This is a genomic window from Streptomyces sp. NPDC006655 (genome assembly GCF_040703965.1).
GTDB lineage: Bacteria > Actinomycetota > Actinomycetes > Streptomycetales > Streptomycetaceae > Streptomyces.
This window is the reverse complement of record NZ_JBEYJU010000029.1, coordinates 83,409-95,078: the sequence shown is the minus strand read 5'-3', so window position 1 is coordinate 95,078 and position 11,670 is coordinate 83,409. Positions and strand designations below refer to the sequence as shown.

The 11,670-nt window shown below is 70.0% G+C and carries 19 protein-coding genes; all 19 read left to right on the top strand.

Annotated features, from left to right (window positions below):
• A partial coding sequence (locus tag AB0958_RS19185; protein ID WP_366891628.1) for a hypothetical protein occupies positions 1-250 on the top strand: 250 nt, incomplete at its 5' end.
• A 58-nt stretch (positions 251-308) separates the two neighbouring features.
• On the top strand, positions 309-563 hold the full coding sequence (locus tag AB0958_RS19180; protein WP_366891631.1) for a WhiB family transcriptional regulator: 255 nt from the start codon (positions 309-311) through the stop codon (positions 561-563).
• Positions 560-907 (top strand): hypothetical protein, encoded by a 348-nt coding sequence (locus tag AB0958_RS19175; RefSeq protein ID WP_366891627.1) that lies wholly within the window; start codon positions 560-562, stop codon positions 905-907. Before AB0958_RS19180 ends, AB0958_RS19175 begins: the two co-directional genes overlap by 4 nt.
• Positions 904-1,140: a hypothetical protein gene (locus tag AB0958_RS19170; protein ID WP_366891626.1), complete on the top strand. Its 237-nt coding sequence runs from the start codon at positions 904-906 to the stop codon at positions 1,138-1,140. The genes AB0958_RS19175 and AB0958_RS19170 overlap by 4 nt, the downstream gene beginning before the upstream one ends.
• Positions 1,141-1,157: 17 nt before the next feature.
• Positions 1,158-1,415: a hypothetical protein gene (locus tag AB0958_RS19165; protein ID WP_366891625.1), complete on the top strand. Its 258-nt coding sequence runs from the start codon at positions 1,158-1,160 to the stop codon at positions 1,413-1,415.
• Positions 1,412-1,828 (top strand): hypothetical protein, encoded by a 417-nt coding sequence (locus AB0958_RS19160; protein WP_366891624.1) that lies wholly within the window; start codon positions 1,412-1,414, stop codon positions 1,826-1,828. Before AB0958_RS19165 ends, AB0958_RS19160 begins: the two co-directional genes overlap by 4 nt.
• 11 nt (positions 1,829-1,839) lie before the next feature.
• Positions 1,840-2,184, top strand: a complete 345-nt coding sequence (locus AB0958_RS19155; RefSeq protein ID WP_366891623.1) for a hypothetical protein — start codon at positions 1,840-1,842, stop codon at positions 2,182-2,184.
• Positions 2,181-2,915, top strand: a complete 735-nt coding sequence (locus AB0958_RS19150) for a hypothetical protein (RefSeq protein ID WP_366891622.1) — start codon at positions 2,181-2,183, stop codon at positions 2,913-2,915. Before AB0958_RS19155 ends, AB0958_RS19150 begins: the two co-directional genes overlap by 4 nt.
• Positions 2,916-2,927: 12 nt before the next feature.
• On the top strand, positions 2,928-3,188 hold the full coding sequence (locus tag AB0958_RS19145; RefSeq protein ID WP_366891621.1) for a hypothetical protein: 261 nt from the start codon (positions 2,928-2,930) through the stop codon (positions 3,186-3,188).
• Positions 3,185-3,772 (top strand): hypothetical protein, encoded by a 588-nt coding sequence (locus AB0958_RS19140; protein WP_366891620.1) that lies wholly within the window; start codon positions 3,185-3,187, stop codon positions 3,770-3,772. Before AB0958_RS19145 ends, AB0958_RS19140 begins: the two co-directional genes overlap by 4 nt.
• 999 nt (positions 3,773-4,771) lie before the next feature.
• Complete coding sequence (locus tag AB0958_RS19135; protein WP_366891619.1) at positions 4,772-5,893, top strand: hypothetical protein; 1,122 nt, start codon at positions 4,772-4,774, stop codon at positions 5,891-5,893.
• A 77-nt stretch (positions 5,894-5,970) separates the two neighbouring features.
• Positions 5,971-6,519 (top strand): hypothetical protein, encoded by a 549-nt coding sequence (locus AB0958_RS19130; protein WP_366891618.1) that lies wholly within the window; start codon positions 5,971-5,973, stop codon positions 6,517-6,519.
• 8 nt (positions 6,520-6,527) lie between these two features.
• Complete coding sequence (locus AB0958_RS19125; RefSeq protein ID WP_366891617.1) at positions 6,528-6,863, top strand: hypothetical protein; 336 nt, start codon at positions 6,528-6,530, stop codon at positions 6,861-6,863.
• A gap of 213 nt (positions 6,864-7,076) precedes the next feature.
• Positions 7,077-8,060: a ParA family protein gene (locus AB0958_RS19120; protein ID WP_366891616.1), complete on the top strand. Its 984-nt coding sequence runs from the start codon at positions 7,077-7,079 to the stop codon at positions 8,058-8,060.
• Entirely contained in the window at positions 8,057-9,022 is a 966-nt protein-coding gene (locus AB0958_RS19115; RefSeq protein ID WP_366891615.1) for a hypothetical protein, read from the top strand. The genes AB0958_RS19120 and AB0958_RS19115 overlap by 4 nt, the downstream gene beginning before the upstream one ends.
• Positions 9,023-9,368: 346 nt before the next feature.
• Positions 9,369-9,764, top strand: coding sequence for a hypothetical protein (locus AB0958_RS19110; RefSeq protein WP_366891614.1), 396 nt, complete (start codon positions 9,369-9,371; stop codon positions 9,762-9,764).
• Positions 9,765-10,053: 289 nt separating this feature from the next.
• Positions 10,054-10,617 (top strand): hypothetical protein, encoded by a 564-nt coding sequence (locus AB0958_RS19105; RefSeq protein WP_366891613.1) that lies wholly within the window; start codon positions 10,054-10,056, stop codon positions 10,615-10,617.
• Positions 10,618-10,633: 16 nt separating this feature from the next.
• Entirely contained in the window at positions 10,634-10,903 is a 270-nt protein-coding gene (locus tag AB0958_RS19100) for a hypothetical protein (RefSeq protein WP_366891612.1), read from the top strand.
• A 204-nt stretch (positions 10,904-11,107) separates the two neighbouring features.
• A complete protein-coding gene (locus AB0958_RS19095) occupies positions 11,108-11,491 on the top strand; it encodes a hypothetical protein (protein ID WP_366891611.1) in 384 nt (127 codons plus the stop codon).
• The last annotated feature ends 179 nt before the right edge of the window (positions 11,492-11,670 follow it).

The following is an 11,670-nucleotide window of genomic DNA, read 5'->3' as shown; positions in this document are numbered from 1 at the left end:
CATCTGGCACGACCCCGAGGCGCTGGAGGAGCTGCACAAGACCGCGCGGCAGCTGCGGGTCACCAACGCCCCCGCCAACGTGAAAGCGCCGCAGGAGGGAACGCTCGGGCAGGTCATCCGACGGCAGATCAACGCGCTGCGCCAGGCCGCCGCGCAGAACCGCACGAGCGCCGGACAGCCCGCCGAGGCCGCTCACCAGTACGCGGGCCACGACGAGGATTGGGGATACGGGGATGACGCTGCGGGATGACTCCCGCTGGCCGTCCGACGAGGGAGCCGGGCCCGGTGCCCGGCTCCCTCTGTTCGAAGTGGCCCAGCCGGACGAGACGGAATGGCGGCACCTGTCCGCCTGCAAGGGAGAGGAGACAGACCTCTTCTTCCCCGTCGGTGAGAGCGGCCCCGCCCAGCACCAGGCCGAGGAGGCCAAGTCGTACTGCCGCCGCTGCCCGGTGGAACGCCAGTGCCTCCAGTTCGCGCTGGAGCTGTCCATCACCGACGGCATCTGGGGCGGCCTCACCGAGAAAGAACGACGCAAGCTCCAGCGAAAGAGGGCAGGGAAATGAGCCGGATCACCGTGCAGCAGGCGGCCGCCGTCCGCGATGCCACCCTCGAAAGCCTCCTGGACTCCACCGGGGTCTGGAACGTCGACCACGTCAAGGAGGTCGTTCTGGCGGCCGCCCGGAAGCACGGCGAGATCTCCGCGAACGACATCCGCAAGCTCCTGGACGAGCGGCACCACTGGCTGATCGCCGCGGCCTTCAACTCCCTCACCCACCAGCAGCACGGCCCGCGCCTGGTGAACACCGGCGACCGCGTCCCCTCGACGTCGCCCGGGACGAAGGGGCACGGGGTCAGCGTGTACCGGTGGTACGAGCCGCCGGCCGAGGAAGCCGAGGCAGCCGCATGACCTGGGTCCCGAGCATCGCGGCCGCCGTCATCATCGCCTGGGCGATCCTCGGGAAGGCCGCCGACTGGATCGACGGCGGCGACGAGACCATCCCGCGCCGCGACCAGACACGCGACACCTACCTGGAGTGGGCACGTACCGCGCCGCCCGAGAGTCTCGGCGACGTCCCCGCGGTGTCGTCGGCCGAGGCCATCGTTCAGGCCGCGTGGCGCGACACCCACCACCATCCCTGACCAGAGAGGGGGCCGCCGTGTGGTGGCTCGCCATAGCGGGCGCCGCCATCCTCGGCGGCGCCACCGCAACCTGGGTCGTCCGTCGGCACATGCTGCGGCGGCTGGCCCAGGAGCACGACCAGCACGACCGGGACGTCACCAGCGCCCGCGCCGAGACCGCGCAACTGCGCACCAGCTTCCTCACCCTCGCCGTGGACGAGCTGGTGACCCGCGAAGCCAACCTGATCATCACCGACGTCCTGCGGGGCATGGACAGCCGAGGAGCTGGACGTTGAGCGGCAAGGGACAGCCACCGAAGATCGGCCCGGAGCGGTACGGGGAACTCCTCGGGCTGCTCCACTCCGGGCTGTCGATGCCGGCCGCCGCGAAGAAGATGGGCGTCACCCGCGCCACCCTCTACAACCTCGCCGACCGCGTCCCCGAGATGGGCGCGGCGATGAAGCGGGCCCGCGACGCCGCGAGGGCCCGGCACGAGCCGTCCGAGTCCTGCTATGTCAACAACCGGTGCCGCAGCCCCGAGTGTACGGCGGCCGCCACCGAGGCGCGTCTCCGGCGCAAGGCCACCGTCGCGGCACCCGTCACCCCACTCCAGCGCACCCCGCACGAACTTCCCGTCGGCGGGGAGCGGGTGAACGTCTACGCGCTGCTCGACGACACCGCAGGGCCGCCGCTGGCGGACACCGCGTGAAGGAGAACCCCGTGGACCACGATCCCCTGCGGCCGCCCCAACTCACTGGGGCGGCCGCCGTCATGTTCGACGCCATGTCCCAGATCTCCGAGGCCGCGCACGGCGTCCGCTGGGAGCAGGGCACCGAGTACGGCGTCTGGATGCTCCTCACCACTCCCCGCACCCGCTGGGGCCGCGTACGGGCCGACGACGCCGACGTGGCCCCGGCCCTCACCACCATCGAGGCCCTCGCCAGCCAGGCCCAGCTCTGGGTGACCTGGCCGGCCGACGCCCAGCCGATGGAGATGACCCTCGACAACTGGCGTGTCCGCTACGCCTCCGCCGTCCCCGCGCTCAAGAGAAGGCTCTCGCTATGACCAGCTGCGACATCCGCCCGGCCTTCCCCGTGTGCCGGTGCTGCCCGCGTCGGCTCTTCGCGATCGAGGCGAAGCACGGCCGTACCGTGTGCCGCCTGTGCGAGGCCCGCATCGCCAAGGACCTCACCGAGGTACTCACGTTGTGGCAGCAGCTGCACCAGGTCGTCGTCCCGGGCACCGCGCCCACCGGCGGCGGTGGCGACACCCCGGGTGCGGCGGGCCCGACCGGATCGCGGCCGCCGGCCGACGTCGCCGTGCTCAACCTCCTCGCCGGCGCCGTCACGCAGCCCCTGCTCGCCGAGGAGGACGCCTGGCGTCGGGAACTGCGCAAGACCCGGCACTACCCGCTCACCCCGTTCCGCGGCACCCAGACCCAGACCCTCACCGGCTGCGTCACCTGGCTGCGCAACAACCTCCTGTGGGCCTGCCACGCCTACCCGGACGTCGACGACCTCTCCAGCGCCCTCGGCCGGGTCCTCGGCGAGATGCGCGGCGCGATCACCGGAGACCGGCGCCGCCGCGAAGCCCTCACCCCCGCCTGCCCGATGGCCGCGCGCGGGCACGCCGAGGACGACCAGGACGCTCCCCGCTGCGACGGCACCCTCACCTTCGACCCGCGGAAGGTCGTCATCCGCTGCGACACCTGCCACCGCACGTACGCCGTCACCGACTGGCACCACCTCGGCGCCGCCGCCGGCCTGTTCACCCTCCCCCTCACCACCGCCGCCTAGGAGGCGACCGTTATGGACCCGATGCCGCCCGACCCCTCCCCGCTCGCGGCCGAGCAGGCCGCCGCCCTGGAGCACGGCCTCAGCGTCATCGCCGCCAACTGCGCGGCCGCACGCGAGATGCACGCCGTCGTCTTCGACACCGCCGACGGGATGCGCGCCGATCTCCTCGCCCGCGGCTGGTCACGCCACACCGCCGAGGGCCTGGTGTTCACCTGGACCCAGCGCAGCCTCATCGCCCTCACGCCCGTTCCCGGAGAGGGAGGCAACGAGTGATCCGCTCCGTCCCGCAGCCCGGCGACATCGGTCTCACTTCCATCACCGGCCCGGTCGGCTGGCTCATCAAGGTCGGGCAGTGGCTCAACGGCGACGGATTCGGCGCGTTCCAGCACGCGTTCATCGTCCTGCCCGGCGCCCGCCTCATCGAGGCGATGCCGGGGGGAGCCCTCGTCGACTCCCTGTCGAAGTACGACGACCGCCAGGTGCTGTACGTCTCGCCCGCCGACCTCACCCCGGCACAGCGGAAAGCGATCGCCGACTGCGCCCTCAAGTACCAGGGTGTCCCGTACTCGTTCCTCGACTACGTCGCCCTCGCCCTGCATCGCTTCCACATCCCCGTGCCGGGCCTGCGCCGCTACATCGAGTCAACCGGGCACATGATCTGCTCGCAGTTGGCAGACCGCGCGTACCGGGACGCAGGGCAGATCCTGTTCCGCGACGGCCGCTGGGAGGGGTACGTGACGCCCATGGCCCTGGCGAACGAGCTGGCGGTGGACGACATCCAGCGCGGCATCCTCCAGGCCTTCGGGGTGCAAGCTTCCCAACTGGGCGTACTCCGCGCGCCGGTGCGCAAGTCGTAATCCCTGCCTGGCTGGGGCTGGTGTCGGGGTCTCGAGACACGCGGTCTCGTCTCGGGCCCCCCATTACTTGGACACTTTATCGGACACGAGTCCGGACGGGGCATGACGGCTGGTCACGATCCTGCGACCTGCTGAAACTTGGTCGGCCGGATGGAGGCGCTTTTGCCGCGAGATGGATGTACGCTTAGCGCGCGCCAGCGGTGCAAGATCCCTCGGACCTCACCGCACGGCCACCGAAACTTGAATAGCGAACCTGGGGCCCAGCTCAAAACGAACTGGGGCCCGGCTCTCCCAGAGGTCATTGGCGTGACCAAGGCGGGAGACGGACCCCAGGTGCGGAGACGCCTTCAGCAAGCTCTCCGCTGACGACACCTAACACACGAGATCGGCGTCGCACGATGAATGTTACTGGCGTACCTGCCACTTCGCACACCCTGGCCCGCTACTCCGGCGTGAGGATCACACCGCCGTCGAGGAGCGGGCTTTGCCGTGTCCGGGGCCTGGGCGCCGTCGTTGTACTTCCCCGGGCCGCCGGCCGCAGGGGTTCCAGGGCGCACCTCAGGAGGGTGATGAAGGGAAGTTAATCCGTCTGGGGCGGTTCCGGCTCTGCCACGAGCCTCATCCCGCCCCGGCCGATGTCTGGTGTACCACCACCTGACCTAGTCGGCCATCTGCCACCGCCGGTATCGGGTGCCACCCCGAGCCCCGGCGAAGAACCCGGTAGTCAGCCGGGCCTCATTCCTCACGAGCCCCCGCCAAGGGGTCTTCGTGTGCCTACAAGCGAGAACGAGTATGCCTTACGCTTCCGCCACTTGTCAGCCTGACGCATCCCCGCGCGCCCATTTTGTCGAGAAGTCCACTCCTGGAATCGAACGTGCTTCCGGGAAACGGAAGGCCTGGGCGCCCGATCCGGCCGAGACGGTCGCCTGCACGACGTCCCGCCGCACCGGTCCGCGCGCGTGGCTGCGCGCCCTGGAACGTGCCGTCGAGGCGGGCCTCGTGCCCGGTTTCACGGCCACGACGCAGGCCATCATCGAGGTGATCGCCTCCCGGATGTGCTTCGACACCGGGCACGCCCGTTACGTCATGAAGGACGTCATGGAGCGCACCGGCCTGGGCAAGACCGCCGTCACGGACCACGTGAGGATGCTCCGCGCCGGTGGCTGGCTGGCCTGGGTCGAGCACGGCTCGAAGCGCAACGCGCTGACGCGGCTCGGGCTCGGCGGGTACGCCCGCACGGCCACCGTGTACGCCGCGACGATCCCCCCGGCCTACGACGCCCTGGTCGGCCACGTCCTCGTCGGCACCGGGTACAACGCTCGGATCATCGTCGACCACCGCCCGAAATCCCCTGTGGATACTGCGGGTAACGAGGCTGTGGAAAACTCCGGCACTGCTCAGACGCGGACCCCTTCCCTCTGGGTGGATAAGGAAGTGGGTCAGGTTCAGGTAGTGGGTGGTGAAGGAACTTCTACCGCGAGCGCGGCAGCCTCCAAGTCACCCCGCCGCAAGAGGAAGCTCACCGTCACCGGCTACAAGATCACCGGGCAACGCATCGAGCAGGCCCGCCAGATGACCAAGTCAATCCGCCCGCTCGTGAACTGGGTACAGCGCTCCACCCTCGAGGAACTCTCCTGGGTGCTCATGGACCTGGTCGCCCGGGACTGGTCGCAGCAGCAGATCGTCGTCTGGCTCGGCCGCCTCGGCCGGGATATCGACGCGCCCCGCTGGCGCCCCCGCGCACCTCACCGCGTCATCGCCGCAGCTCTGCACCGGATGGCCACGGAGGACGCCAAGAGGTCTGTCCCTGCCCACCTGGAAGCCGAGGAAGACATGCCGACGACTGCCCCGAACGCCGCCTTCGCCGCCGCCAGGGAGACCCTTCGCGCCCGCACCGAGGGAACCCCCGACGTGGCTGCAACCGTCGGCGAGGACGACCAGGTCCCCCTGACGGACTCGGAGAAATGGGATCTGCGGGACGTCGCTCGGACCGATCCGGGCCTGGTCCGGTCCGCCGCCCGCATCTTGGGCCGGGACGCCGCGGTGGCCATGTACGGCACCCTCGGCGCCCAGATCCTCGACCAGCACGCCGAGTTCACGGCGGCCGGGATCAACGCCTGACCCCTGCGGCCACGGCCGCTCACCACCCGTACGACGGTCACCTTCGGCCGTTCGTCAACCCCTCGAAGGAGCCCCTCATGACGCTGCCGCTGCCCTCTGCCGCCGCACCCGCCCCGGGCCTGGTCTGGCCCAACGATCCGACCGTCCTGACTGCGCCCTGGAGCGAGGACCAGGTCGCCAACCTCAACCGCCACCAGCGTGCCGGCGTCTTCCACCCGTTCACCTGCGGCCGCCGCGACGAGCACCGCGACAACCCCGGGGTCCTGGTCGCCACCGTCGACGGTTGGCGCTGCCCAGCCGCCGGCTGCGAGTACGTGCAGGCCTGGGCCCACCGGTTCATGGCCATGACGCCGTCCCCGGCGCTGATCGCGCGGGAGCGGTTCGTGGAGCGCATGCGCCGCATGGCGGCCCTGCCGCGGCCGTGTCTCCTCCACGAGGACATCCACCCCGACCATGGCCCCGCCTGCATGCGCGCCTACGCCGAGTACCTCATGAACCACCACCTCGGAGGCCGAGCGGCACGCGACGCCTACGTCCTGGAGGTCGAGCAGCGCATCCTCAACCGGCTCGTCCGCCAGCACGCACCCGCCACCACCCGCCGGTTGAACCCGGCCCTGTCGAAGTGAGAGAGCCCATGCAGACCTCGACCCCGCGCCGCCTGGCGGACACCATCGTCATCCCGCGCTGCCCGGTCGCCGTGGGCGACCTGCACTGCCCGCGCACTGCGGGCTTCGGCACCGACCACCCCGGTACCGGCCGGTGCCGCCAGCACGACCTGGAGGCGGCGGCCGCTGCCCGCGCTGTCGCGCGGAAGCGGATACCGCCGGCCTACTTCCAGGAGCCGGTGTATGTCGACGGTCTGCCGTACCACGAGACCGCCCCGGCGGCGTCCTGGTCTGCGACCTGCGATGATCTGTCCGAGGAGCCGGATGAGTGGCGGGACCATCCCGGGGCCCTGCTCAGCGCGTGATGCCCCATCAGGACCACGCTAGGTAAAGGGCTAGCAACGAAGCTAGGAGCCGTCCTATGACGTCCGCTATCCGTCACGCCATATAGCACGCTAGCTACCACGCTATGGCCCCCTCCTTCGGACGTATGCGCCCGGGTCTGCAACTCCGCCCTGACCGGGCCGGATAGGGTCGTTCATCGACACCCACCCGTTCCCCGGCAGGAAGGCGGCCTCATGGCACTAGTACAGACCTCGCTCGAAATCGTGGACCTCGGCGAGGTGAAGCGGCGGTACGAGCGTCGGTACGACCTCATCGACACGGGCGAGCATGAGCCCAAGGTCATCGCCGTGGTCAACGGGAAGGGCGGTGTCGGGAAGTCGTCGCTGTCCTCCGCTTTCGGTGCCGCCCTGGCCAAACTCGGGAAGGAGACCCTGCTCGCCGAGCTGGACGAGCAGGGCAACAACTGCGAAGACCTCGGCATCTCCAACACCGCGATGAACGACCGGGGAGCAGCGCAGGCCGCCGCTATCCTCGAAGGCAAGCCCCTGACTCCCACCGGTCAAGCGCGCCCCCATCTGTACGTCCTCCCGGGCGGCGATGAGCTGGAGGAGGTCGTCGAAGAGCTGTACTGCCAGAGGCGTGCGGCGAAGAAGATGGACGACCCCGACGAGAAGACTGCGTGGATGGGGATGTACGCGGCCGCCATCGACCAGGTCCGCGATGACTACGACGTCATCATCCTCGACGTCGCCCCCGGCTCCGAGGTGCTGCAACTCGCCGCTCTCGCCGCCGCCGACTACGTCCTGGTGCCCTCCAAGTCGGACCCCTCGTCCCGCAAGGGCCTGCGCGCCGTGGCCAAGCGCTTCGCCACCGCCAAGGACAAGAACGACGTCCTGAACCTGCTCGGTGTCGTGCTGTTCGCCACGAACACATCCGCGACGAAGGTGCAGAAGAACATCCGGGAGCACCTCGAACAGGACTTGAGGGGAAGCGCTCCGCTGTTCGAGCAGGCCATCAGGCATGTTGAAGCCGCCGCTGTCGAGGCACGGCTACGCGGGAAGGTTCCCCAGGAGCTGCGCACGGCCACCGATCTGCCGAACGGCATGGAGAAGTCCATGAAGGCCCTCGCCGGTGACTACCAGTCCCTCACCATGGAGATCTTGCAGGCCATGACGGCCCTCCGTACCAAGTTCGAATCCGAGGGTGACGCCGAATGAGTGACGTCAACAGCACACTCCCTGACGACGATGCCCTCGCGGCGTTCGCGAACGACGCCCTCGGCGGCGGCCGGCGCCGTCGCCGAAGGAAGGACGGGGAGGGGGAGCCGGCCGAGGCCACCAGCGACACCAGTCCCACCCCAGCGGAGGACGCACCCGCGCCCGAGCCTGCACCCGCGGTTGTCGAGGAAGCGCCAGTTGCGGCTCAGGCCGCCCCGGATCCCGAACCAGCGCCCGCCCCTGCGCAGCAGCCCGTGCACACCGTCGCCGTCGAGCACCACGACGAGGCTGCCCAGACCACCGAACCGACGACACCGGCAGAGGAACAGCGGGCAGCCGTCCCCAACCAGACGGCATCGCCCGACCACCGCGGCGACACTGCGGCGGCTGCCGGGGAGGCAGAGCGCAACCCCTCGGCGAGGGATGTGGAGGTGCGGGCCGTCTCGGTGCCCATGACTCGGGACGTGCTGCCTCCCGGTCTCACGGAGGACGGTGTCATCGAGGTGCGGGTGCCCAACCTCGGTATCGCCGGGACCGACGCGACCCAGTGCACGATCATGATCAGCAGTGCTGTGCGCGACCGCTTCGCCCGCTACCAGCTGGAGAAGAAGATGGCCGGCGACGCCGAGCCCTCCAACGCTCTGGTGGTACGCCGGGCATTCCTCCACGCCCGCCGCAACAACTTGTTCTTGGAGATCCTCAAGGAGCGTTACCACCAGGCCAACGCGGTCGACGTGGAGGACTACGACGAGGACGGCCTCCTCGGCGCGGTGGTCGGCCGGCGTGCGGTTCGCGGCCGCGTCCGGGACTCCGGGCAGCAGTCGTTCCGGCCGTCCAAGCAGGAGTTGGCGACGTACGACGCGTTCCAGACGGCGTACGGGTTCGCCGACCGCTCCTCGTTCCTGGAGGGCGTGCTCGACAGGTTCCTGCCTCAGTTGCCAGCGTCCGGCCGCCGACGGTGAACGGAGCACCACAACAGGCCTACCGCTGAGGGGGGTAGCGGTTTGCCGCGAGGCCGCTCTACAATCCCCCTCGTGTGAGGTCTTTCCCTTAACACAGTTTGTGGGACTCGCCGTCTCCTCCACTCATATTCATGTCGGCAAAACTTGGGCGTGAGTGGAGGGGGCGGTTCCTTTATGGGCGTCTACCTGCGCGTATGGTGGGTACTCGTGGGTTACGCCACAGTTGGAGATTCTGGAAGGGGTAGCGGCTGGGAAACCGGTCTGTCACCCTGCTAGTGGAGATACATCGACACTAGATGTTGTCTACACGCAGAGATGCCACCCCCTCAGCACGGAGAGAGACACCATGCCTGCGAATGCGGCTCGGCGGCCGGACGAGGGCGACCTCGCTTCGGTTGTGCCTCTCGACCGGCAGAGGAGCCTACGGAAGGCGCTCAGCGCGCCCGCGGCCGCTACCGGTGACGCGGATCCCCTTCTCGCCGAAGCTGCCCGCAAGTACTGGACGCAGGTGTTCGCCGGGGCGGGCCTCGACCTCGCGGCGCCCCACGTCTCCACCATCACGTCGGTTCTGGTCGAGCACCTGGACCGCATCGTGCTGGGCTTCCGCTCGGTACGTGAGGGGCAGGGCGATCGGCCGCCGAACCCTGAGGCCGGCCTCGACGAGACGGGTGCCATCGAGATGCGTGGCGCCCTCCGCGATCTCATGAGCGCCGTCGACGGCGCACGCGCCGAGCGCGGCTGACCTCTGGCCAACGCTTCTGGCGACCCGTCAAAGGTGGTCAATCCGGGCATGGTTGTACGTGCGGCCAAAGTTACCGACGGTACTCACGTAAAGAATTCCTATCGTACGAGCAAAGCCTCGCCTCTGGCTTGAACATTCCTTCACGTCAACTCCACACGCCTCTGGCGTGCTGGCAGTATGTGAGCATCCGGTGACACGGAATCCCTCACTCCGGCCTCCCCGCCAGGGGGTTTACCGTGCGCTGAGATTGACACACCATCTGTAACCGCAATGACGGGGGGCGTCACATATGAGTCAACCGGAGCGTGCGCCGCACCGCACCGCCCTCGCCTACGAGATCGCCAGCGACCCGCACTGGGTAACCGCCGGCTCCACCCGGCAGGGCGGCCCCCTCGAACTCCCCGAGCGTCGAGCCACCCGCAGCAGCGCCGGAACCCCGTACAACCTCACGGTCTACGACCTGGCCCTCGAACTCGACAGCGACCTCGCCGAGTTCGCCGAGCGCCACAGCGTCGACGTCGAGATCCCCACCGGCCGCACCGCGGTCGCCGACTACGCGGCCCGGCTCGCCGAGCGCGGCGGCGCCGCCCGCGCCGAGTACGAGGAGCTGTGCTTCCTGCACGACCTGCGGGCCGCCCTCGCCATCGGCGACGCGGACGACCTCCTCGGCAAGCTGGTCTGCCCCGCCTGCAAGTGCTGGTCCCTGGTCGGCACGCGCGCCCCGAGCGGGGCCCGCGCCGTGGCCTGCCGCGTCGTCCGCTGCGCCCCCGAGCCCGGCACCCCCCGCGTCCACTCCCTCCGCGCCGTCGTCCGGCACCACTTCAAGCCCCGCCGCGACGCCACCGCCGCCTGACCCCGACGGATCCACCGTGCCGACCGACCCCCCGCGCTGCGCCACCGCAGCCTTCTACCGCACACCGCCGGATGACCTCATCACCTGGAACCAGGCCGAGGCCGCCGTCGCCACCAGCCCGAGCCCCATGAGCGCCCGCGACCTGCGCCGCAAGTACAAGGCGGCGGACCGCCCGCTCTGGCGCGTGTACGGAGCCCGCGGCGAGTACGTCAGCCGGTCCGCCGTCCTGGAGTTCCACCGCGACCTGGTCAACGGCTGGATCCCGAAGAACGGCCGGCGCGCGTAACCCACAGACCCGAAGGCCCTGCCCCAATCCCCCGGGGGTGGGGCCTTCGGCATGCCTGGGGGTGAACGGGTTAAGGCTGACCTGCGAAAACCCCCCTCATTCCTATTGCGGCCGCAATAGGAATGCCTTAGCGTGGTTCATGCCGACAGGGCAGCAGGGCAACCGCCCTCCTGCTCGAATCTCCCACCGCGGAGGACCCAAGACATGACCACCAGCACCCTCGCGCCCCCGACCGGCCGCCGCCGGATCCCGGCCGCCCACCTCACCGACACCCAGGCCCAGTTCGTCCTCGGCCACGTCCTCACCCGCCTCGGCACCGCCGACGGCCTCGCCGACGACCAGCCGCCCGTCCCGTACACCGACCGCGCCGAACGCCTCAGCCTCAGCGCCGTCGCCGCCTGGTCCCTCGGCCTCGCCCTCACCCCGGACGCCGAGATCGCCCAGTGCTACGACTGCGCGGACATCGTCGACGGCGCCCTCACCGACGAGGACGCAGGCATCATCCGCTGCCATCGCTGCCGCCACGACCACCGCGCGATCCCCCCGTCGCACTCGTACGAGCCCTGGGCCGACTTCTACCGGTCCTGACCCGCCGGGCCCCACCCCCGCCCCCAACCCCCTCCCAGGGGGAGGGGCCCGGCACCCACCCCGCCCCGGACCCCCACCGGGCGGGGAACCCCGGTGCGGCCGGGCGCAGCGGTCGAGAGCCGACCTCCCGCCCGCCCGGCCGCACCGCCACCCACACACCATCCCGCCGACGGGAGAAC

What these genes read in the sequence shown, in the direction of transcription:
- AB0958_RS19150 (WP_366891622.1), top strand. Translation starts at nt 2,181, where the DNA reads ATGACCAGCTGCGACATCCGCCCGGCCTTCCCCGTGTGCCGGTGCTGC.
- AB0958_RS19125 (WP_366891617.1), top strand. Translation starts at nt 6,528, where the DNA reads ATGCAGACCTCGACCCCGCGCCGCCTGGCGGACACCATCGTCATCCCG.
- AB0958_RS19175 (WP_366891627.1), top strand. Translation starts at nt 560, where the DNA reads ATGAGCCGGATCACCGTGCAGCAGGCGGCCGCCGTCCGCGATGCCACC.
- AB0958_RS19120 (WP_366891616.1), top strand. Translation starts at nt 7,077, where the DNA reads ATGGCACTAGTACAGACCTCGCTCGAAATCGTGGACCTCGGCGAGGTG.
- AB0958_RS19095 (WP_366891611.1), top strand. Translation starts at nt 11,108, where the DNA reads ATGACCACCAGCACCCTCGCGCCCCCGACCGGCCGCCGCCGGATCCCG.
- AB0958_RS19170 (WP_366891626.1), top strand. Translation starts at nt 904, where the DNA reads ATGACCTGGGTCCCGAGCATCGCGGCCGCCGTCATCATCGCCTGGGCG.
- AB0958_RS19105 (WP_366891613.1), top strand. Translation starts at nt 10,054, where the DNA reads ATGAGTCAACCGGAGCGTGCGCCGCACCGCACCGCCCTCGCCTACGAG.
- AB0958_RS19115 (WP_366891615.1), top strand. Translation starts at nt 8,057, where the DNA reads ATGAGTGACGTCAACAGCACACTCCCTGACGACGATGCCCTCGCGGCG.
- AB0958_RS19110 (WP_366891614.1), top strand. Translation starts at nt 9,369, where the DNA reads ATGCCTGCGAATGCGGCTCGGCGGCCGGACGAGGGCGACCTCGCTTCG.
- AB0958_RS19145 (WP_366891621.1), top strand. Translation starts at nt 2,928, where the DNA reads ATGGACCCGATGCCGCCCGACCCCTCCCCGCTCGCGGCCGAGCAGGCC.
- AB0958_RS19130 (WP_366891618.1), top strand. Translation starts at nt 5,971, where the DNA reads ATGACGCTGCCGCTGCCCTCTGCCGCCGCACCCGCCCCGGGCCTGGTC.